Origin of the sequence: Streptomyces sp. SPB162 (assembly GCF_029504575.1) — a bacterium.
GTDB lineage: Bacteria > Actinomycetota > Actinomycetes > Streptomycetales > Streptomycetaceae > Actinacidiphila.
This window is the reverse complement of the sequence record NZ_JAQFII010000001.1, coordinates 1,627,663-1,648,156: the sequence shown is the minus strand read 5'-3', so window position 1 is coordinate 1,648,156 and position 20,494 is coordinate 1,627,663. Positions and strand designations below refer to the sequence as shown.

The following is a 20,494-nucleotide window of genomic DNA, read 5'->3' as shown; positions in this document are numbered from 1 at the left end:
GTATGGGGAGTGGAATCCGCCGTGGCCGTTCTACGCGGGCGCGGGAGTGCGTGAGGGACGAGGAGACAGCGTGAGCGAGTCCGTTTCGGGCGCGGGGAGCGATAGGAAGATCACCGGTGAGGACGAGGTCGTCGACCTGTGCCGGGATCTGATCCGGATCGACACCAGCAACTACGGGGACCACTCGGGGCCCGGCGAGCGCGCCGCGGCCGAGTACGTCGCCGAGAAGCTGGCCGAGGTCGGTCTCGAACCGCAGATCTTCGAGTCGCACAAGGGGCGGGCGTCCACCGTCGCCCGGATCGCGGGGGAGGACCCCTCCCGGCCGGCGCTGCTGATCCACGGGCACACCGACGTGGTGCCCGCGAACGCCGACGACTGGACGCACCACCCGTTCTCCGGCGAGATCGCCGACGGGTGTGTGTGGGGGCGCGGCGCCGTCGACATGAAGGACATGGACGCCATGACGCTGGCGGTGGTGCGCGACCGGCTGCGCAGCGGCCGCAAGCCCCCGCGCGACATCGTGCTGGCGTTCCTGGCCGACGAGGAGGCGGGCGGCGTCTACGGCGCGCGGTACCTCGTCAACAAGCACCCGGACCTCTTCGAAGGGGTGTCGGAGGCGATCGGCGAGGTCGGCGGCTTCTCGTTCACCGTCAACGAGAACCTGCGGCTCTATCTGGTGGAGACGGCGCAGAAGGGCATGCACTGGATGCGGCTCACCGTCGACGGCACGGCCGGGCACGGCTCCATGACCAACAACGACAACGCGATCACCGAGCTCTGCGAGGCCGTCGGGCGGCTCGGCCGGCACAAGTTCCCGGTGCGGATGACCAAGTCGGTCCGCGGATTCCTCGACGAGCTGTCGGACGCTCTCGGCACGGAGCTGGACCCGGAGGACATGGACGCGACGCTGGCGAAGCTCGGCGGCATCGCCAAGATGATCGGCACCACGCTGCGCAACACCGCCGCCCCGACGATGCTCGGCGCCGGCTACAAGGTGAACGTGATCCCCGGCCAGGCCACGGCGCACGTCGACGGGCGCTTCCTGCCGGGTTACGAGGAGGAGTTCCTCACCGACCTGGACCGGATCCTCGGCCCGCGGGTGAAGCGCGAGTCGGTGCACTCGGACAAGGCGCTGGAGACGGACTTCGACGGCGCCCTGGTCGACGCCATGCAGGCCGCGCTGAAGGCAGAGGACCCGATCGCGCGGGCGGTGCCGTACTGCCTGTCCGGCGGGACGGACGCGAAGTCCTTCGACGACCTCGGAATCCGGTGCTTCGGATTCGCGCCGCTGAAGCTTCCGCCGGAGCTGGATTTCGCGGGCATGTTCCACGGCGTGGACGAGCGGGTTCCGGTCGACGGGCTGCAGTTCGGCGTTCGAGTGCTGGACCGTTTCATCGAAAACTGCTGACGATTCGACCATCTGTCGCAATCGAACTGAGACGGGTGAAAGCTCTCGCCGTCTCGTAGCTCGTTTCCTTCGGGGTCGTTACGACTTGTGCGGTCCGCGGCTGGGGACCGCGTTTCGAACTAGGAGGAAACCATGATCAAGAAGATTGTCGCCGCTGTTGCCGTCTCCGGTGGTCTCGTGCTCGCCGGCGCGGGCCTCGCCGCTGCGGACGCCGGCGCGCAGGGTGCTGCTGTCGGGTCCCCGGGTGTGCTCTCGGGCAACCTGATCCAGGTTCCCGTCCACATCCCGGTCAACGTCTGCGGCAACACGGTCGACGTGATCGGCCTGCTGAACCCCGCCTTCGGGAACGCCTGCGTCAACAACTGACGTCTCCTCCGGCCCTTTGAGGGCCTGATCCGGGTCGGCCCCGGAGTGCTTATTTCCGCGCTCCGGGGCCCCTCGGTATTTACGGGGGAACCGGACGAGGACTTCACAGCCGTCCGATTCCCTTCCCGGGGCCGCGACCCCGAGGACTCACTGAGAGCGAAGGCAGGGAAAGGCTATGCGACAGGTCGCGAAAAAGGGCCTGATCACCGTGGTCGCGACGAGCGGCGTAATCGCCGCCGGCAGCGGCTTCGCGTTTGCGGACTCGGGTGCCGTCGGTACCACGTCCGACTCGCCGGGCGTCGGCTCCGGCAACAACGTCCAGGTGCCGGTACACGTCCCGGTGAATGTGTGCGGGAACACGGCGAGCGTCATCGGGCTGCTGAACCCGGCGATGGGCAACCACTGCGCGAACACCTCGGTCCACGGGGGGCGCGGCGGACGCGGACCCGGAGCCGGTTCTTCCGGCGCTGTGGCGCACGGCGGTGCCTCGCACTCGCCGGGTGTTCTCTCCGGCAACTCGGCGCAGGTCCCGATCGGTGTTCCGGTCAACGCGTGCGGCAACAGCGTCAGCGTGATCGGCGTGCTCAACCCCGCGATGGGCAACGGCTGCGTCAACGAGGACCAGTACGCGCCGCACGGTCACGGTCACGGTCACGGGCCCGGTGACGCTGACGACTGCGTGGAACACCCCGGCGGGCACCAGGGGACCCCCGGCCACGGGCACCCGGGTCACCCGGGTCACCCGGGAAATCCTGGGCATTCGGGCCACCCCGGGAATCCGGGTCACGGGCACCCGGGTCACCCCGGCAACCCGGGGACCCCGGGCCGGCCAGGTCACTCCGGTCACCCGGGCCAGCCTGGTCACCCTGGGCACCCGGGTCAGCCCGGCAACCCCGGTACCCCCGGCAACCCGGGAACGCCCGGCAACCCGGGCACTCCGGGGCAGCCCGGTAACCCCGGTCACCCCGGCCAGCCCACGCACCCGAACACCCCCGGTAATCCCGGAACCCCGGGTCACCCCGGCGTCGGCCACTCCCACCCCGCCGTGCCGGCGGTTCACCACTACGCGTCGGCCCCGCGTCACGCGGCTCCGACCGCTGAGCTGGCCGCCACCGGTGCCGGGCCGCTCGGGATGGCGCTGCCGACCAGTGCCGCGCTGCTGCTCGGTGGCGGGATGCTCTACCGCCGTAGCCGCGCCGCCCGTCGCTGACGGGGAGGGAGCCGCGCCAAGCCGTCGCAGGACGGCCGCGCGGCTCAGCGCACGACTCGATGGGACCCCGCGGTCGCGGGGTCCCATTCATGTGCTGTGCAGGATGTCAGCTCACCAGGTCGCTCTGACCTGGCGGATGATGCGGCGGCGCAGCCGCACCCGGCGGCTCCCGTCGGGGTAGAGGCGTAGCCGGTCCAACTCCCAGTGGCCGTACTCCGCGTGGTCGGTCAGCAGTCGCGTCGCGTCCTTCCGGGAGACACCCCGGGGAACGTACATCTCTGTGAATTCGTATTCCGGCATCGCATCTATTGTGCGGGCAACGCCCCGGTGCGGATAGCGTCTGCACCATGTCTGATGACGTGCAGCCCACCGTTGCCGAGGTACGTGCCGCCGCCGAGGCGGTCAAAGCCGCGCTGGACCGCCACCTCGAGGCGATCGAGAACCGGACGGGAGAGGACGACCCCGCGGTGTACACCGCTTTCGACGATCTCGCCGCGGCCGCCGAGGCCTACGACGAGCTGCTGTACGACGCCTATGACGAGGTCACACCCTTCGAGGTCCCATCCGGCGACACGCTGCCCGAGTACGCGGGGTCCGACGAACCCGCCGCCATCAGCGTGCTCATCCGCCGCGACTACAGCATCGTGGAGCCGCAGCGGCTGCTGCTGCAGGCCCGGCGCGTCGCCGACGCCGACTCCGGACCGGACACCGGGGTGAACGCGGCCGTCGGCATCCTCTTCGGTGAGTACGAGCCGGACGAGATCGCCCAGCGGCACAAGGAGTTCGGGCTCGAGGAGGGCGACTCGACCCTGTGGGTCTCCGCCGCGGAGCCCGTCGAGGCGGGGGACTGGCTGGCCGCCCCGTTCGACCAGGCCGACCCCCAACTGATCATCTGCCGGTTCGACGTCAGCTCGGTCTTCGACGACGAGCTGAGCGCGCTCGACCCGGACAACTAAAGGGTGTTGCGAAGGAGCGCCGTTCGCCCGTGAGGGCGGGGTCCGCGGCGTCCGGTGCGGGCGACCGCACGGCGGAGGGTCGTCCTCGTACCGGACGTACCTGGACGATCCCGACAACGCAGCAGGCGTGCGTGCCAGGCGTCGCGGACCCGGCGGGACTTTCGCCACACCCTTGAGGACCTGCGGCCGGCGCGGGGCGGGGGTCACCGCCCCGCCCCGGCCCGGGTTCACTCGGCCGTCGCCTGCTCGCGGAGCACCGAACGCAGCCGGGTCGTACGGTCCTTCGCCGGAATGCCGGCCACCGCCTGCGCCAGGCCCTGCTCGACACCCTGCACCACCGACAGGTGGCGTTCGCCCCGACCGAAGGCCGTGTAGACCCACGCCCGGGTCAGCGCCTGCACCGCGTCGCCCGGCAGCACGACGACCACCGCGGGCCAGCGGAGCCCGGCGGCCTGCTGCGCCGTCATCGCCCATCCGTGCCGCAGTGCCGCCACCTCGTCGCGTGGTACGAGGACCGGGGTGCCCGCGCAGTCCAGGTTCAACCCCTCCGGGTCGGCCGACAGCACCGTGCCGGGCAGCGCCAGACCGGGCTCCGGCGCGTACACCACCCGGTCACCCGGGTCGAAGCCGCCGAACCGGCCGGGGCCGGGATTGAGCCGTTCCTTGAGCGCCGTGTTCAGCACCTGGGTACCGACGGCGCCGCCGTGGCCAGGCGTGATGACCTGGGTCTCCGCGGCGGCCACCCCGATGGCGCGCGGCACCGAGTCGGCGACCAGCTGCACCGTGCGGTGCACCGCCTCGCGGGGGTCGCGGACGGGGACGATGACGACCTCCTTGTCGGGGGCCTCCACCGCGGTCAGCTCCCCGATGCCGATCCCCGACACCAGTTCGCCGATGGGCCCGAAGTCCGGAGTACGGGACGCCACCTGCGGGCAGGTCTTCGCCGCCAGCAGATCCGCGAAGGCCCGGCCGGGCCCGGCCGACCACAGCACCCCGGGGTCCCCGCTGAGGACCAGCCGCGCACCGTCGGGAACGGCCTCGACGAGCGTCGCGGAGAGCTCCACGTCGAGTTGCGGGGCGTCCAGCACGGCCAGCACGTCCAGCGCCAGGCTCCCGTCGGCCTCCCGGCCCGGCCCCTCCTGCCCGGACAGCAGCCCCGCGACGGTGACGGCGGCGTCCTCGCCGAGGTGCGCGGCGAGCCGTCGCCGGCCCTCCGCGGTGTACGCGGCGGCGTAGGCGCGCAGCCCCAGCTCCCTCGCGGCGGCGACCAGCGCGACCGGCTCCGCGCGGGCCGCCTCGCCACCGGTGTGCGTGACCAGCCCGCTGACGGCGGCGGCGCGGATCAGCGCGGCGGCGGACGGGGACGCCGCCGCCGAGGCAGCCGACTCCCACTCGAGGTCGTCCCCTTCGAAGGTCTTGAGCAGCCGGTCCAGGCCGTCCGCGAGGCTCTCCTCGGCGAGCGCGTACCGGTCGAGGCCGAGCAGCAGTCGGACCGGCGGCCCCTCATCCCCCTCGTCCGCCGTGGCGGGCTTCGCCCCGGGGACGTCCTCGGTGTCCTGGAAGACCAGCACGCGGCCTTCTGCGATGGCGGCGCTCAGTCCTTCCTCGGCGTCGGAGACCGCCTGCTTCTCCAGCGCGGCGCGCAGCACGGACGATTCGAGGGCCGTGTGCCCCTGCTCGGCGGCCCGCTCCAACAGCCACACGACCAGCGCCCGCACGCGGCGCTCGTCGTCGGGCCCGCACGCGCCGCCGAGCAGCGCCCGCGCGAAGCCATCGGCGTGCTCGACCCGCACGCCGGCCAGCGACAGCACCTGCCAGGGGTCCTCGCGCAGCGCCTGCGCCGCCCGCTCACCGAGCGCCGCCACCGCGGGCTCGGCCAGCTCCGCCGGCGCCCCGCCCTCGGCCAGCACGCTGCGCACCGCCTCGACGGCGGCCGGGTCGTACACGACCGGCAACCGCGCGCGACGGACCGGTTCCGGTGTGGGCCGCTCGCGTTCCCGCGGGGGCCGTTCAGCGGCGACGGTCGGAGCGGCAACCGGGTCCGGAACCGGAGCCGTGACGGGTTCAGGTGCGTCGTCGGGGGCCGCAGGAGTGTCCTCCGGTGCCTCCGGTGCCTCCGGTGCCTCCGCCGCCTCCTCCGCGTCCTCGACGCCCTCGACCGCACCGGAAGGCTCGGAATCCGCCTCCGGTTCCGCCGCCTCCGCCGCCGGCACCTGCACGCCTTCCGCGGCCGCCGCTTCGGCGGCCTGGAGCTTCGCCGCCTCGGCGGCCATCGCGTCACGGCGTTTGCGGCGGGCCTCCGCGGCGTCACCCTTGGGCGCGGGGGCCGCGGGGTTGTCGCCGCGCTCGATGGAGCGCATGGCGGCGGCGAGGTCCGCGAGGTCGACCGCGGGCTTGGCGGCCCGAGCGCCCGCCCGAGCGCCCGCCCCGGCGGCCGGTGCGCGGACGAGCGGAGCGGCGGCATCGTCTATGACCCGCTCCTCGGCCCGCTCCGTCTCGGCGAGGCGGGCAGGAGCCGTGGGCGGTTGCCCGTCGGCGCCGGGCGTCGCGACGTCCTGGTCGGTGCGGTCCTCGGTCACGTGGGCCTCCGTGGTGCGGCGTGGTGCGGCGGATCCCCGACCGGGCTCGCTCAGAGCGTGCTCCAGTCGTGATCCGGGTAGCGGTGCAGCGGCGCCGACACGTCGTCCAGCGCCTGGCAGATCTCCCCCGGAAGACTAAGGGCCTCCACTGACAATGCCTGCGCCAGCTGCTGCGCGTTGCGCGCGCCGACGATGGGCGCGGTCACTCCCGGCCGGTCCCGGACCCAGGCCAGCGCGACGTCTATCGGCCGGACGGCGAGCCCGTCGGCCGCGGTGCTGACGGCGTCGACGATGAGCCGGGCGGTGTCGTCGAGGTACGGGTCGACGAAGGCCGCCATCTCCTCCGAGCCGCCGCGCGACTCCACAGGGGTCCCCGTGCGGTACTTGCCGGTGAGCACGCCCCGGCCCAGCGGTGAGGACGGCAGCAGCCCGATGCCCAGGTCGAGGGCGGCGGGCAGCACCTCGCGCTCGATGCCGCGCTGCAGCAGCGAGTACTCCATCTGCGTGCTCGCCAGTGGGGTGCGGCCGGGCACCGCTCGCTGCCAGGTCGCGGCCTTGGCCAGCTGCCAGCCGCAGTAGTTGGACACCCCGACGTACCGGGCCCGGCCGGAGGTGACGGCGATGTCGAGGGCCTGCAGCGTCTCGTCGAGCGGGGTGGCCGGGTCGAAGGCGTGCACCTGCCACAGGTCGACGTAGTCGGTGCCGAGCCGTTGCAGGGAGGCGTCGAGGGCGGACAGGAGGTGGCCGCGGGAACAGTCGAAGCGCCGGTCGGGATCGGGCACGCTGCCCGCCTTGGTGGCGATGACCAGGTCCGCGCGCGGGACGAAGTCGTCGAGGAGCCGGCCGAGCAGGTACTCCGCGCCGCCGTCCGCGTAGACGTCGGCGGTGTCCACGAGCGTGCCGCCCGCCTCCCAGAACGTCTTCAGCTGGTCCGCCGCGTCACGTTCCCCGGTGTACCGCCCCCACGTGAGCGTGCCCAGGCCGAGCCGCGACACGCGCAAGCCGGTGCGCCCCAGGTATCTCTGTTCCATGACCGCTGAGATTACTGGTGAAGTGGCTGATTGGGCAGCCGTGACGAACCCGACAGGCGCGCGAAGCACGCCTTGGCGCTAAAGTCCGGAGTGACAGAGACGTTACTCATCAGTAAGGCAGCAGTAAGGGGAGCGGCATGCGGCTCGGAATCAACCTCGGCTACTGGGGCGCCGGGATGGACGCGGACAACCTGGCCGTCGCCCAGGAGGCGGACCGGCTCGGTTACGCGGTCTGCTGGGCCGCGGAGGCGTACGGTTCCGACGCTCCGACCGTGCTCTCCTGGGTGGCCGCGCAGACCGAGCGCATCGACATCGGCTCGGCGATCTTCCAGATCCCGGCCCGCACCCCCGCGATGACCGCGATGACCGCCGCCACCCTCGACTCGCTCTCCGGCGGCCGCTTCCGGCTGGGCCTCGGCGTCTCGGGACCGCAGGTCTCCGAGGGCTGGTACGGCACGCGCTTCGACAAGCCGCTGTCCCGCACCCGCGAGTACGTCGAGATCGTCCGCAAGGCGATGGCCCGCGAGCGGCTCACCCACGAGGGCGAGCACTGGACGCTGCCGCTGCCCGACGGCCCCGGCAAGGCGCTCAAGCTCACCGTGCACCCGGTGCGCGAGCACATCCCGCTGTACATCGCCGCGATCGGGCCCAAGAACCTGGAGCAGACCGGCGAGATCGCGGACGGCGCGCTGACGCTCTTCTGCGCCGCCGAGAACATGGAGGAGACCTCGCTGGCCCCGCTGCGCGCGGGCCGCGCCAAGGTCGGCAAGACCCTCGAGGGCTTTGACGTCTGTCCGACCCTGCCGCTCGCGCTGGGCGACGACGTGGACGCGCTCGCCGACATCTTCCGCCCCTACACCGCCCTGTACGTCGGCGGCATGGGCAGCAGGAAGCAGAACTTCTACAACCGGCTCGCGCAGCGCATGGGCTACGAGAAGGAAGCCGCCGAGATCCAGGACAAGTACCTGGCGGGCGACAAGGACGGCGCCGCCGCCGCGATCCCGCGCGAGCTGATCGACCGCACCAGCCTGCTCGGTCCGGTCGAGCGGATCTCGGACCGGATGCAGGAGTACGCGGCCGCCGGTGTCACCACCCTGACCGTCACTCCGGCCGGCTGGACGCTCGACGAGCGCGTGGCCGCGCTGCGCGCGGGCGTCGAGGCCATGGAGCGCGCGGGCCTCGCGTAACGGCGCTCCCACCCGGGCGCAAGCGCCGGCCCCGCCCCGCAAGGGGTCCGGGGCCGGTGTCGTTCCCCCGGTGCCACGTAAGCCCTCGGGCGTGTCTTCAAACTGGCGCCTGCCCGGCGACGCCTGGCACGCACGCTCTCCCCCAGCTACCGCTGGGGGTGCCGCGAGTTGTCGGGCTCACTCCAGTACGTCCAGTACAGGGGCGACCCTCCGCCGTGCGATCGCACGCACCAGACGCCGCCGGGCCCGCCCTCCGGGCGGACACCGCCAGTTGGCCAGAGCAACTAGGTCCCGTCCGGCCGATCATTCGTCTGAGATGGAACGTGCATGATGTTGCCCAGGTCCCGGCATCTGCGGCGCCACCACGGCCAGGCGCGTGGAGCCTGAGGGTCGGGCAGGGTGCGTGCCAGGAAGTCGGCGTCGGCATCTTTGACGATCGACGCGATCTCCCGGGCTGCTCGTCTGTCGAGAGCGCCGATGGCTCGCTCTATCAGGAGTCGGTCATCCCAGATGTCGTAGCCGGGCAGGTGCGGCTCGGGCAGGTAGAGCGGCCATCCTGGACGGCGTACGAACGCTTGCCAGCAGTGGACGGCGTCTTCGAGCTGCCGGATGGATAGGCCGCGCTCGGCTTCGAAACGGGCCGCCTGACGAAGTGTGTGAGGTGAGAGCCGTGAAGGCCGGCGCCGGTAGCCCCGAAGATGGGACCGGCAGAGGGCGTCCAGGCGTAGAGCAGCCGCCGTCTTGCGGGGCATGACTCTTCTTTCGCACGTAGTGATCTCGGTGAGGAACTCTACTGTGGGAGCTTGCGGCAGGTCAGATCCTGAGCCAGATGAGAAGTGCCGCTGCGGTCACGGTACCGAGGAAGACGTGGCCCCGCTTGTCATAGCGGGTGGCCACGGCCCGGGACTCCTTCAGCCTGTTGATCGCCCGTTCCACGACGTTCCGCTTCTTATAGCGCTCCTTGTCGAAGCCTGGCGGCCGCCCGCCCCCGGTACCTCGCTTCCGACGGGCGGCCCGGGAGTCGGACTTTTCCGGGATCGCGTGCTTGACGCCGCGTCGGCGCAGGTAACGGCGGCAAGGCCCGTTGCTGTACGCCTTATCGGCGGCGACGCTGTCCGGCTTCTTGCGTGGCCTGCCCGGCCCGAGGCGAGGCACGCGGATCTCCTCCAGGACGGGGATGAACTGGGTGCAGTCGGCTCGCCGGCCTGGCGTCACGATCAGCGACAGCGGCCGGCATCGGCCGTCCGCGCTCAGATGGACCGTGGTGGTGAACCCGCCGCGCGAGCGGCCCGGTCCCTCACCTGCTGGACCACCTCCCCGCCTGTGCGCACGTGGTGCAGGATGCCGTCGATCACCTGCCGGTGATCCCTCCACCGGCCACAGCGACCGTTGCTCACGGGCAGAAGCGGCCTCAGCCGCCCCCATTCCTCGTCAGTCAGATCACCCCGACCCATATCCAGATCAACGAATCAGATGATCGGCCGGACACGGCCTAGCTCGGCACCAACCGTCCCAGCAGCCGTCCGAACGCGACGAGCCGCGCTATCTGCCCCGGTCCGCCGTCGTCGAGCGACTTGCTGAACCGGAACGCCTCCGGACGGAACCGGGCGGCGGCGACCGGCGAGTCCGGATCGCCCTGCACGGCGCTCAACTCGTGCGGCATCGACGTCGCGAGCACCAGGTACACCCCGCGGTCGACGCGCGCCCCCTTGTCGTTCCTGCCGACCAGCGTCCGCATCCCGACGTGGCCGATGGAGTTGAGCGGCAGCACCTGCACCGACGAGTCCAGGACGGTCCCGCCGGGCGCGCTGTCGTCGGCCAATTCCTCGCTGTGCCACAGGATCAGCCGCCGGCCGTCGCAGACCGCCGCCTCCTGCCAGACCGAGGTGCCGGCCTCCGTCAGATCCACCACCCGCTCCAGGGTGAAACCGAGGACCTTGCGGCGCCCGAGCACCCCCCTGATCGCGTCCAACGCGACGTCCGCGTGCAGGAAGTAGGCGTCCGAGGCGTCCTCGAGCCGCTCGTACGGCGACCAGTCCGACCCCGCCGGACCCGACCGGCGCGTGGTCGGGCGGCTCCTCGTCGCCTTGCTGAACATGTCCACCTGCTTCGCGATTCACGGCCTCTTCGGCCCCTCGGCCCCCGTTGCACCCTACCCAGGAGGCAGGACAGTGCGGGATGAGGTGGCTCGACCGGAATCGCTGGGATTCTGCGGCCGTGGTGGGGGCTCGGGGGTCTTCCCCGCCACGGCCGTCAGCAAACACAACGCGCCGGCGGCCCGGGGGTTACGCCCCACGGCCCTCCGTCCTGGCGGCCGCAGCCCTCCGTCCAGCCGGCCGCAGTCCACCGTCCTGCCGGCCTCAGCCCTCCGTCCCGCGCGGCTTCGGCCCTCCACCGCGTCCGCTACAGCCACCCGCGCCGCTTGAAGAACAGGTACAGGAACGTGACGATGCCCCCCATGAGGGTCATGACCGCGGGATAGCCCCAGACCTGGTGGAGTTCCGGCATGTGCTCGAAGTTCATGCCGTAGATGCCGGCGACCATCGTCGGCGCCGCCGCCATCGCCGCCCACGCGGAGATCTTGCGCATGTCGTCGTTCTGCCGTACTCCCACCTGCGTCAGATGCGCGGCGAGGATGTCGGAGAGCAGCCGGTCCAGGCTCTCGCCCTGCTCGTTCGCGCGGGTCAGGTGGTCGGCGACGTCGCGGAAGAAGGGTCGGATGGGCTCCGGGACGAAGGACGTCCCGCCGCCGGAGAGCCGGGTCATCGGGTCCATCAGCGGGCCGGTGGCGCGCCGGAACTCCAGCGCCTGGCGTTTGAAGGTGTAGATCGTGCTCGCGGTGTTGCCCGAGTCCGTGACGTTCGGACTGAAGACGGTCGACTCCAACTCCTCCAGGTCCACCTGCAGTTCGGAGGCGATGTCGACATAGTGGTCGACCACTGTGTCGCTGATCACATAGAGCACCGAGGACGGCCCCCGCTTGAGCAGCTCGGGGTCCTTCTCCAGCCGGTGCCGCACCTCGGCCAGCGCGCTGCCCTCGCCGTGCCTGACCGTCACCACGAAGGCGTCGCCGACGAAGACCATCAGCTCGCCGGAGGTGACCGTCGCCGTCGCGTCGTCGTACTCCAGGGGCTTGAGGACCACGAAGAGCGAGTCGTCGTAGACCTCCAGCTTGGGACGCTGGTGCGCGGTCAGGGCGTCCTCGACGGCCAGCGGGTGCAGACCGAACTCGGACGTCACCAGTTCGAACTCGTCCTCCGTCGGCTCGTGCAGCCCGATCCAGAGGAAGGCGCCGGACGCCCGCGCCTGGTCCAGGGCATCGGACAGGTCGTCGGGCCCGTCGGTACGGTGCCCGTCCTTGTAGATGGCGCAGTCCACGATCACGCTGGCTATTCTTCCGCGATCCGGCGAAGTCACACCACCGACGTAGGCTGGCCGACATGCCCACCGTGATCCTTGTCCGCCACGGGCGGTCCACCGCCAACGCCGACGGAGTGCTGGCCGGCTGGAGCCAGGGCGTGGCCCTGGACGACAGCGGCCGCGCCCAGGCCACCGAGCTCGCCGCCCGGCTGGCCGTGGTACCGCTGGCCGCCGTCGTCACCAGTCCGCTGCAGCGCTGTCGGGAGACCGTCCAGCCGATGCTGGACACCCGCCCCGAGCTGCCCGTCCACACCGAGGACCGGATCGGCGAGTGCCGCTACGGGGACTGGACGGGCCGCAAGCTCTCCGAGCTCGCCGAGGAACCGCTGTGGGCCACCGTGCAGCGCCATCCGTCCGCCGCGGTCTTCCCCGGCCCCGACGGCGAGTCGCTGCGGTCCATGCAGGCGCGCGCCGTCGACGCGGTGCGGGACTGGAACGCGAGGATCGAGGAGAGTCACGGCCCCGACGCGGTCTACGCCATCTGCTCGCACGGCGACATCATCAAGGCCATCGCCGCCGACGCCCTGGGCATGCACCTCGACCTCTTCCAGCGGATCGCCGTCGACCCCTGCTCGGTGACCGCGATCCGCTACACCGCGTACCGGCCGTTCCTGCTGCGGCTCGGTGACACCGGCGACCTCACCGGACTCGCCCCCGCACCGTCCGCCGCGGCCACCGAGGCGTCGGAGGTGGGCGGAAACGCCACCGGGGACACGGCGGGGGACGCGGTGGTCGGCGGAGGCACGGGCGCACCGTGATCGGCTTCCGCAGTAGGGTGGTGGACCGGCAGCGTTCCGCCGCCCCGGACCGGTGTCCGGCGGTGCGGGACAGCCGCTTCCACCCAGAGCCGAACACACCCGTAACTGAGCACCGCCGCAGCTGAGCAGTCCCACAGTCGAGCAGACGCACAGTCGAGCAAACGGAGCAGGACGTGCCCCGTCAGGTCTTCTTCTACGAACAGCCGGACCGGTTCGTCGCCGGAACGGTCGGCGAGCCGGGCCAGCGCATCTTCTTCCTGCAGGCCACCGGCGCAGGCCGCACCACCAGCGTCGCCCTGGAGAAGACGCAGGTCGCGGCGTTGGCCGAACGCATCGACGAACTGCTGGACGAGGTGGTTCGGCGGACCGGCGGCAGCACCGTCGTGCCCGCGGTCGCGCCGGGCGAACTGGCGGACACCGCGCCGCTCGACAGCCCCGTCGAGGAGGAGTTCCGGGTCGGCACCATGGCGCTGGCCTGGGACAGCACCCAGGAGCGCATGGTCCTGGAGGCCCAGGCGCTCGTCGAGGTCGAACCCGACGCCGACGACGCCACGCTCGAAGCGGCCGAGGAGCTGCGGGAGGACGACGAGAACGGGCCGCCGCTGCTGCGGGTCCACCTGACCGGCGCGCAGGCCCGGTCCTTCGCCAAGCGCGCCCTGGACGTGGTCTCGGCGGGCCGCCCGCCGTGCCCGCTGTGCAGCCTGCCCCTGGATCCGGAAGGACACGTATGCCCGCGCCAGAACGGGTACCGGCGGGGAGCCTGAGCGGCGACACCGCCGACACGCCGGACGCGCCCTCCGATTCGCCGGACGCGGCCGCCGACACGTCGGACGCCACGCGCGGCCGTGAGCCGGGCGCGGAAACACCGGCGGGCGACGCCGTGGAGCTGCTCACCCGCGGCGAGCTGACCGTGCGCGGGCAGCTGCGCGACGCCTCCAACGCCGTCCTGTACTGCGAGGTCGCCCTCGACGGCCGGACCGCGCGGTGCGTCTACAAGCCCGTCGCCGGAGAGCGTCCGCTGTGGGACTTCCCCGACGGCACCCTCGCCGAGCGCGAGGTGGCCGCGTATCTGGTCTCGGAGGCCACCGGCTGGGGGCTCGTACCGCCGACGGTGCTGCGGGACGGCCCGTACGGCGAGGGCATGTGCCAGCTGTGGATCGACGAGGCCGAGGAGGAGCGGGAGCTGCTCGGCCTGGTCGAGGAGGACGAGCCGGGCGAGGGCTGGAAGCCGGTCGTGCGGGCCGAGGTGGGCGAGGGCCGCACCGCGCTGCTGGTGCACGCCGACGACCCGCGACTGCGCCGGATCGCCCTCCTGGACGCCGTGATCAACAATGCCGACCGCAAGGGCGGCCATCTGCTGCCGGCGCCGGACGGCCGGCTCTACGGCATCGACCACGGCGTCTCCTTCCACACCGAGGACAAGCTGCGCACCCTCCTGTGGGGTTGGGCGGACGAACCGCTGCCCGACGAGGCCGTCGCCGTGCTCCGCCGCCTCACGGCGGAGCTGGCGGGCGAGCTGGGCGGCCGGCTGGCCGCGTTGCTGACCGACACCGAGGTGGCGGCGGTCGGCACCCGGGTGGCGGAGCTGCTGCGCACCGGCCGCTACCCGCTGCCGAGCGGCCAGTGGCCGGCGATCCCCTGGCCGCCCGTCTAGTGCTCTGGCCGGAAGGGTTTGCCTGGTGCGCGGCGTCCGGTGCGGTGCGTCGCGAGGCGGAGGATCGTCCTCGTACCGGGCGTACTCGGACGACTGCGACAACGCGGCGAAGTGCCGTGCCGGGCGTCGCGAACCGGTGAACCCTTCCGGCCAGAGCACCAGTGCTCTGGCCGGGGGCCCGCCGTGCGGGCCGTGCCGTCGGCGGGGGACCCGGGGCGGCCTCCGGACGGCGGTTCGCGGGAAAGTCAAGACGGCCAATCCGGCCCATCCGTACTCCGGTCGCCCTCCGGGTTCGATTCCGGAACCCACGTCCGGTTACGCTCATGACATGTATGCCTGGCCCGCTTCCGACGTCCCTGCCCTTCCCGGCAGTGGCCGCGACCTCCGCCTCCACGACACCGCGACCGGTGGCCCGGTAACCCTGGACCCCGGTCCGGTCGCCCGCATCTATGTCTGCGGGATCACCCCCTACGACGCCACCCACATGGGGCACGCGGCCACCTACAACGCGTTCGACCTCGTGCAGCGCGTGTGGCTGGATACGAAGCGCCAGGTGCAGTACGTCCAGAACGTCACCGATGTCGACGATCCGCTCCTCGAGCGGGCTGTCGCCAACGGAGACGACTGGACCGCGCTCGCCGAGCGTGAGACCGCCCTGTTCCGCGAGGACATGACCGCGCTGCGGATGCTCCCCCCGGACCACTACATCGGCGCCGTCGAGGCCATACCCGGGATCGTCCCGCTGGTCGAACGGCTCCTGGAACTGGGCGCGGCCTACGAACTGGGCGGTGACACCTACTTCTCCGTCGACTCCGACCCGCACTTCGGCCAGGTCTCCCGGCTGGACGCGACCGCGATGCGGATCCTGTCCGCGGAGCGCGGCGGCGACCCGGACCGCCCCGGCAAGAAGAACCCGCTGGACCCGATGCTCTGGATGGCCGCCCGCGAGGGCGAGCCGAGCTGGGACGGCGCCTCGCTGGGCCGCGGCCGGCCCGGCTGGCACATCGAGTGTGTGGCCATCGCGCTGGACCACCTCGGGATGGGCTTCGACGTCCAGGGCGGCGGCTCCGACCTCGCCTTCCCGCACCATGAGATGGGCGCCTCGCACGCCCAGGTGCTCACCGGCGAGTTCCCGATGGCCAAGGCCTACGTGCACGCGGGCATGGTCGCCCTCAACGGCGAGAAGATGTCGAAGTCCAAGGGCAACCTGGTCTTCGTCTCCCAACTGCGCCGTGACGGGGTCGACCCGGCCGCGATCCGGCTCTCGCTCCTCGCCCACCACTACCGTGCCGACTGGGAGTGGACCGACAGCGTCCTCGCCGACGCCGTCGAGCGCCTCGCGCGCTGGCGCGCGGCGGTCTCCCGTCCTGACGGTCCCCCTGCCGAGGCGCTCGTGGAGGAGATCCGCGAGGCGCTCGCCGACGACCTGGACGCACCGGCCGCGCTCGCCGCGGTGGACCGCTGGGCCGTCTCGCAGGCGGTGTCGGGCGGCACGGACGAGGGCGCGCCCGGCGTGGTCTCCCGCGCGGTGGACGCGCTGCTGGGCGTCGCCCTGTAGCGACACGCCCCCATCGGCAGGTACGGCCCCGGCGGATCTCCGCCGGGGCCGTTCTCGTCCCGCCCTCTGGTCATGAGCACAACATCTGCGCTATACACGCTCACAGTTGCGCATTTGATGCTCCGAACTGCGCGCAGTTGCAGCCAGAGAGGTGTTCATGCACAGGGATGCTCAAAACCTCCGCAGGATCCATGCGATACCGCTGCTCGTACTCCTGGGCCTGCTCGTGGCCCTGCTGGCCCCGGTCGCGGGCACCGCACACGCCGCGCCCGCCGAAAGCACCGACACCGCCGACGCCGCCGACACCACCGTCGGGAATCTGACCGGCTTCACCGCCGACGGGCCCGTGTACCACCTGACAGCGGGCAAGGCCGAGGTCCGGGTCAGCTTCGTGTCGGACCGGACGTTCCGGCTGGAACTCGCGCCCGACGGCACGTTCACCGACCCCACCGGCAGCGACATCGTGCTGCCGCAGGGCGCCGCGCCGGCCACCCGCTGGCGGGACGCCGGCGACCGCTATGAGCTGAGCACGTCCCAGGTCACCCTGCGCGCGTACAAGTCCCCGCTGCGCTTCGCCCTGTACCGCGCCGACGGCACCAAGGTCTGGGCCGAGTCCAAGGGCCTGAGCTGGAACGGCGCGAAGACCACCCAGACCCTGGAGCGCGGCGCCACCGAGCAGTTCTACGGCGCCGGGATGCAGAACGGCCGGGGCAACACCTCGCACCGGGGCCAGACCGTCGAGGTCGGCGTCGACGACAACTGGAACGACGGCGGCCACCCCAACTCCGTGCCGTTCTACCTCTCCTCGGCCGGCTACGGCGCCTACCGCAACACCTACGCGCCCGGCACGTACGCCTTCACCGACCCGGTCGCGACGACCGAGCAGGAGAACCGCTTCGACGCGTACTACTTCGCCGGGCCGTCCACCAAGGACGTCATCGGCCAGTACACGCAGCTGACCGGCCGCCCCTTCCTGCCGCCCGTGTACGGGCTCGAGGTCGGCGACTCCGACTGCTACCTGCACAACGCCAACCGGGGCGAGCGCCACACCCTGGACTCCCTCGCGGTCGCCGACGACTACGTCGAGAACGACATGCCGAACGGCTGGATGCTCGTCAACGACGGCTACGGCTGCGGCTACGAGAACCTCCCGGAGACCTCCGCGGGCCTGAAGGACCGCAAGATGGCGACGGGCCTGTGGACCGAGGACGGCATCGACAAGCTCGCCGACCAGGTCAAGGCCGGCCAGCGGATCGCCAAGCTCGACGTGGCCTGGGTCGGCGGCGGCTACAAGTTCGCCCTCGACGGCTGCAAGGACGCCTACCGGGGCATCGAGGACAACAGCGACGCCCGCGGCTTCACCTGGGCCCCCGAGAGCTGGTCGGGCGCGCAGCGCTGCGGTGTGCAGTGGTCCGGCGACCAGTCGGGCAGCTGGGAGTACATCCGCTGGCAGATCCCGACGTACGCGGGCGCCACGATGTCCGGGCTCGCCTACACCTCGGGCGACATCGACGGCATCTTCGGCGGCAGTCCCAAGACCTACACCCGCGACCTGGAGTGGAAGTCCTTCCTGCCGGCCGTGATGACGATGGACGGCTGGGCCGCGAACGACAAGCAGCCCTACCGGTACGGGGAGCCGTACACGTCCATCAACCGCAAGTACCTCAAGCTCAAGGAGTCGCTGCTGCCGTACACGTACTCCTACGCGGCCGAGGCGAACCGCACCGGTGTCGGCCAGGTCAGGCCGCTCGCGCTGGAGTACCCGGACGACCCGAAGGCCGCCACCGACGCCGCGAAGTACGAGTTCCTGTCCGGCGAGGACTTCCTCGTTGCGCCGGTCTACCAGGACACCGCGGTGCGCGACGGCATCTACCTGCCGAAGGGCACCTGGACCGACTACTGGACGGGCAGGATCTACCAGGGTCCGACCACGGTCAACGGCTACAGCGCGCCGCTGGGCACCCTGCCGCTCTTCGTCAAAGCCGGCGCCGCCGTGCCGATGTGGCCCGGCATCAGGTCCTACCAGGACCGCACGCCCTCGTCGCCGGTCGCCTGGGACGTCTACCCGCAGGGCACGTCCTCCTTCACGCTGTACGAGGACGACGGCGTCACCCGGCAGAGCCGGGCCGGGAAGTCCGCGCAGCAGAAAGTCACCGTCCGGGCCCCGGCCTCCGGCGCGGGCGACGTGACCGTCGACGTGGGAGCGAGCAACGGGACCTTCCAGGGCAAGCAGACCACCCGCCCGTACCGGTTCACCGTGCACACCGGCGACGCGCCGTCCCGGCTCCTGCTGGACGGGACCGCGCTGCCGAAGTACACCTCGAAGGCCGCCTTCGACGCGGCCACGCGCGGCTGGTGGTACGACGCCGCCGACCGGGGCGGCGTGGTGCAGGTCAAGACCACGTCACTGAGCACCGCGAAGCCGTTCACCCTGCGGCTGCTGGGCGCGAGCGCGCTCGGGGGCAAGGCGCCGGGCACCGCCGCCACCATCTCGTCGCCGCCGGCGCAGGAGGTCGGCGCGGGCGTGCCGGCGACCGTGCCGGTCGACGTGACGGCAGGCGCCAAGGACGCCACCGGGGTGCAGGTGACCCTGACGGCGCCGGCCGGCTGGTCGGTGACGGCCCCCGCGCCGGTGGCCCGCGTCCCCGCCGGGACGACCCGACGGGTCCAGGTCACGGTCACCCCGCCGCGGGACGCGGCGCCGGGGGAGGCCGTGCTGCAGGCCTCCGCCGCCTACCGGACGGCCGGGCAGGACCGGGTGACGGCGCAGCCGTTCGCGGTCTCCACGATGCCGCGGCCGCCGGTGGCCGACACCTGGGCGAGCGACATGGTGTGGCTGAGCGAGGGCAACGGCTACGGGCCGCCGGAACGCGACCGCAGCAACGGGGAGTCGGGTGCCGCGGACGGTCATCCGATCACTCTGGCGGGCACGGTCTACCCCAAGGGGATCGGCGCCCACGCCGACTCCGATATCGAGCTCTACACCGGCGGCCGCTGCACCCGGTTCACCGCGGACACCGGGATCGACGACGAGATCAACGGCTACGGGGAGGTGGCCTTCTCGGTCGAGGCCGACGGCAAGGTGCTGTGGACCTCGCCGAAGGTGACGGGCGCCTCCGCGACCGTGCCGGTGGACGTCCCGCTCGGCGGGGCGCGGCACGTCCGGCTGAGGATCACCGACACCAACGGTTCCAAGAGCGGTGACCACGGGGACTGGGCCGCGGCGAAGTTCAGCTGCGCCTGACCCCTGGCGACGGCGTACGAGACGGCCGCCGGCCGGGTGCGAGGTACGCACCCGGACGGCGGCCGGTCGTCGTGAGGAAGGGCTACTCGTCCTCGGAGTCGTCCGGTTCGGGCTCCTCCTTGGCGGCGCCCCGGGCGGGGTGCGGCCCCGAGGTGTCCCTCAGGTAGGGGTGCGCCTCGCCGGTGTCGGGGTCGCGGCGCCGCAGATAGCGCTCGAACTCCTTGGCGATGGCCTCGCCCGACGCCTCCGGCAGTTCGACGGTGTCGCGGGCCTCCTCCAACGTCTGCACGTACTCGGCGACTTCGCTGTCCTCGGCCGCCAGCTGGTCCACCCCGACCTGCCAGGCGCGCGCGTCCTCCGGCAGTTCGCCGAGCGGGATCCGCACGTCGAGCAGGTCCTCCAGGCGGTTGAGGAGGGCGAGCGTCGCCTTGGGGTTCGGTGGCTGCGACACGTAGTGCGGTACGGCGGCCCACAGGCTGACCGCCGGGATGCCGGCGTGCGTGCACGCCTCCTGCAGGATGCCGACGATGCCGGTCGGGCCCTCGTAGCGGGACTCCTCCAGGTTCAGGGCGACGGCGAGGTCCGCGTCGGAGGTCACCCCGGTGACGGGGACCGGGCGGGTGTGCGGGGTGTCGCCCAGCAGCGCGCCGAGCACGACGACCATCTCCACGCCGAGTTCATGGGCGAAGCCCAGGATCTCGTTGCAGAACGAGCGCCAGCGCATGCTCGGCTCGATGCCGCGGACCAGGACGAGGTCGCGGGGACGCGGATTCTGGACCCGGACCACCGACAGCCGGGTGGTCGGCCAGGTGATCTTGCGTACCCCGGCGTCCAGCCAGACCGTCGGCCGGTTGACCTGGAAGTCGTAGTAGTCCTCGGCGTCCAGCGCCGCGAAGACCTCGCCCTTGAACTCCCGGTCCATGTGGCCGACCGCGGTGGAGGCTGCGTCGCCGGCGTCGTTCCAGCCCTCGAACGCGGCCACCATGACCGGGTCGATCAGCTCGGGTACTCCCTCGAGCTCGATCACCCAGCGCCTCCTTCCGGCCGGAGGGGGCGGGCCCGTCCCCTGTCGGCTGCTGTTCGTGTCAGTGCGGGACCAGCCTACGGCTTACGGAGGCCCTCT

General features: G+C 72.0%; 16 protein-coding genes and 1 pseudogene. 10 read left to right on the top strand and 7 right to left on the bottom strand.

Going from position 1 to position 20,494, the window contains the following annotated elements:
- The first annotated feature begins 70 nt into the window (after positions 1-70).
- The 3 genes from M2266_RS07670 (at position 71) to M2266_RS07660 (ending at position 2,984) form a co-directional block, all read left to right on the top strand.
- Positions 71-1,408 (top strand): M20/M25/M40 family metallo-hydrolase, encoded by a 1,338-nt coding sequence (locus tag M2266_RS07670; protein WP_277437475.1) that lies wholly within the window; start codon positions 71-73, stop codon positions 1,406-1,408.
- Positions 1,409-1,540: 132 nt separating this feature from the next.
- Complete coding sequence (locus M2266_RS07665; RefSeq protein ID WP_277437474.1) at positions 1,541-1,774, top strand: chaplin; 234 nt, start codon at positions 1,541-1,543, stop codon at positions 1,772-1,774.
- Positions 1,775-1,949: 175 nt separating this feature from the next.
- Entirely contained in the window at positions 1,950-2,984 is a 1,035-nt protein-coding gene (locus M2266_RS07660) for a chaplin family protein (RefSeq protein ID WP_277437473.1), read from the top strand.
- Positions 2,985-3,095: 111 nt separating this feature from the next.
- Here the strand turns inward: M2266_RS07660 and M2266_RS07655 are convergent, their stop codons facing one another.
- Complete coding sequence (locus M2266_RS07655; RefSeq protein WP_138353264.1) at positions 3,096-3,284, bottom strand: DUF5703 family protein; 189 nt, start codon at positions 3,282-3,284, stop codon at positions 3,096-3,098.
- Positions 3,285-3,331: 47 nt separating this feature from the next.
- Here M2266_RS07655 and M2266_RS07650 point away from each other — a divergent pair, with 47 nt between their 5' ends.
- Positions 3,332-3,940 (top strand): hypothetical protein, encoded by a 609-nt coding sequence (locus tag M2266_RS07650; protein ID WP_277437472.1) that lies wholly within the window; start codon positions 3,332-3,334, stop codon positions 3,938-3,940.
- 227 nt (positions 3,941-4,167) lie between these two features.
- Here the strand turns inward: M2266_RS07650 and M2266_RS07645 are convergent, their stop codons facing one another.
- Both M2266_RS07645 and M2266_RS07640 read right to left on the bottom strand, forming a co-directional pair.
- Positions 4,168-6,300 (bottom strand): ATP-dependent RecD-like DNA helicase, encoded by a 2,133-nt coding sequence (locus M2266_RS07645; RefSeq protein ID WP_277441099.1) that lies wholly within the window; start codon positions 6,298-6,300, stop codon positions 4,168-4,170.
- A 269-nt stretch (positions 6,301-6,569) separates the two neighbouring features.
- Positions 6,570-7,550: an aldo/keto reductase gene (locus tag M2266_RS07640; protein ID WP_277437471.1), complete on the bottom strand. Its 981-nt coding sequence runs from the start codon at positions 7,548-7,550 to the stop codon at positions 6,570-6,572.
- 137 nt (positions 7,551-7,687) lie between these two features.
- Here M2266_RS07640 and M2266_RS07635 point away from each other — a divergent pair, with 137 nt between their 5' ends.
- Positions 7,688-8,737, top strand: coding sequence for an LLM class F420-dependent oxidoreductase (locus M2266_RS07635; RefSeq protein ID WP_277437470.1), 1,050 nt, complete (start codon positions 7,688-7,690; stop codon positions 8,735-8,737).
- A gap of 813 nt (positions 8,738-9,550) precedes the next feature.
- Here the strand turns inward: M2266_RS07635 and M2266_RS07630 are convergent.
- The 3 genes and pseudogenes from M2266_RS07630 to corA form a co-directional block, all read right to left on the bottom strand.
- Positions 9,551-10,191, bottom strand: a pseudogene (locus M2266_RS07630) (IS5 family transposase).
- A 38-nt stretch (positions 10,192-10,229) separates the two neighbouring features.
- Positions 10,230-10,835 carry a hypothetical protein gene (locus tag M2266_RS07625; RefSeq protein WP_277437469.1) on the bottom strand — a complete coding sequence of 202 codons (606 nt, stop codon included), beginning with the start codon at positions 10,833-10,835 and terminating at the stop codon, positions 10,230-10,232.
- A gap of 305 nt (positions 10,836-11,140) precedes the next feature.
- Positions 11,141-12,130, bottom strand: a complete 990-nt coding sequence (gene corA, locus M2266_RS07620; RefSeq protein ID WP_277441098.1) for a magnesium/cobalt transporter CorA — start codon at positions 12,128-12,130, stop codon at positions 11,141-11,143.
- A gap of 47 nt (positions 12,131-12,177) precedes the next feature.
- On the opposite strand from corA, the gene M2266_RS07615 reads away from it, so the two are divergent.
- The 5 genes from M2266_RS07615 to M2266_RS07595 all read left to right on the top strand — a co-directional run bounded on the left by M2266_RS07615 (position 12,178) and on the right by M2266_RS07595 (position 19,371).
- Positions 12,178-12,915 carry a histidine phosphatase family protein gene (locus M2266_RS07615; protein WP_277437468.1) on the top strand — a complete coding sequence of 246 codons (738 nt, stop codon included), beginning with the start codon at positions 12,178-12,180 and terminating at the stop codon, positions 12,913-12,915.
- Positions 12,916-13,088: 173 nt separating this feature from the next.
- Positions 13,089-13,679 (top strand): DUF3090 domain-containing protein, encoded by a 591-nt coding sequence (locus M2266_RS07610; RefSeq protein ID WP_138354778.1) that lies wholly within the window; start codon positions 13,089-13,091, stop codon positions 13,677-13,679.
- Positions 13,643-14,569 carry an SCO1664 family protein gene (locus M2266_RS07605; protein WP_277437467.1) on the top strand — a complete coding sequence of 309 codons (927 nt, stop codon included), beginning with the start codon at positions 13,643-13,645 and terminating at the stop codon, positions 14,567-14,569. The genes M2266_RS07610 and M2266_RS07605 overlap by 37 nt, the downstream gene beginning before the upstream one ends.
- 328 nt (positions 14,570-14,897) lie before the next feature.
- Positions 14,898-16,127 (top strand): cysteine--1-D-myo-inosityl 2-amino-2-deoxy-alpha-D-glucopyranoside ligase, encoded by a 1,230-nt coding sequence (gene mshC, locus M2266_RS07600; RefSeq protein WP_277437466.1) that lies wholly within the window; start codon positions 14,898-14,900, stop codon positions 16,125-16,127.
- Between the two features lie 157 nt (positions 16,128-16,284).
- Positions 16,285-19,371 (top strand): NPCBM/NEW2 domain-containing protein, encoded by a 3,087-nt coding sequence (locus M2266_RS07595; RefSeq protein ID WP_277437465.1) that lies wholly within the window; start codon positions 16,285-16,287, stop codon positions 19,369-19,371.
- A gap of 82 nt (positions 19,372-19,453) precedes the next feature.
- On the opposite strand, the gene M2266_RS07590 is transcribed toward M2266_RS07595, so the two are convergent.
- On the bottom strand, positions 19,454-20,398 hold the full coding sequence (locus tag M2266_RS07590; protein ID WP_269269323.1) for a PAC2 family protein: 945 nt from the start codon (positions 20,396-20,398) through the stop codon (positions 19,454-19,456).
- Positions 20,399-20,494 lie beyond the last annotated feature (96 nt).

Excerpts from the sequence above, each read along its gene's own strand:
- mshC (WP_277437466.1), top strand. The coding sequence starts at position 14,898 with ATGTATGCCTGGCCCGCTTCCGACGTCCCTGCCCTTCCCGGCAGTGGC.
- M2266_RS07660 (WP_277437473.1), top strand. The coding sequence starts at position 1,950 with ATGCGACAGGTCGCGAAAAAGGGCCTGATCACCGTGGTCGCGACGAGC.
- M2266_RS07650 (WP_277437472.1), top strand. The coding sequence starts at position 3,332 with ATGTCTGATGACGTGCAGCCCACCGTTGCCGAGGTACGTGCCGCCGCC.
- M2266_RS07635 (WP_277437470.1), top strand. The coding sequence starts at position 7,688 with ATGCGGCTCGGAATCAACCTCGGCTACTGGGGCGCCGGGATGGACGCG.
- M2266_RS07645 (WP_277441099.1), bottom strand. The coding sequence starts at position 6,300 with ATGCGCTCCATCGAGCGCGGCGACAACCCCGCGGCCCCCGCGCCCAAG.
- M2266_RS07640 (WP_277437471.1), bottom strand. The coding sequence starts at position 7,550 with ATGGAACAGAGATACCTGGGGCGCACCGGCTTGCGCGTGTCGCGGCTC.
- M2266_RS07655 (WP_138353264.1), bottom strand. The coding sequence starts at position 3,284 with ATGCCGGAATACGAATTCACAGAGATGTACGTTCCCCGGGGTGTCTCC.
- M2266_RS07665 (WP_277437474.1), top strand. The coding sequence starts at position 1,541 with ATGATCAAGAAGATTGTCGCCGCTGTTGCCGTCTCCGGTGGTCTCGTG.
- M2266_RS07595 (WP_277437465.1), top strand. The coding sequence starts at position 16,285 with ATGCACAGGGATGCTCAAAACCTCCGCAGGATCCATGCGATACCGCTG.
- M2266_RS07605 (WP_277437467.1), top strand. The coding sequence starts at position 13,643 with ATGCCCGCGCCAGAACGGGTACCGGCGGGGAGCCTGAGCGGCGACACC.
- M2266_RS07625 (WP_277437469.1), bottom strand. The coding sequence starts at position 10,835 with ATGTTCAGCAAGGCGACGAGGAGCCGCCCGACCACGCGCCGGTCGGGT.
- M2266_RS07615 (WP_277437468.1), top strand. The coding sequence starts at position 12,178 with ATGCCCACCGTGATCCTTGTCCGCCACGGGCGGTCCACCGCCAACGCC.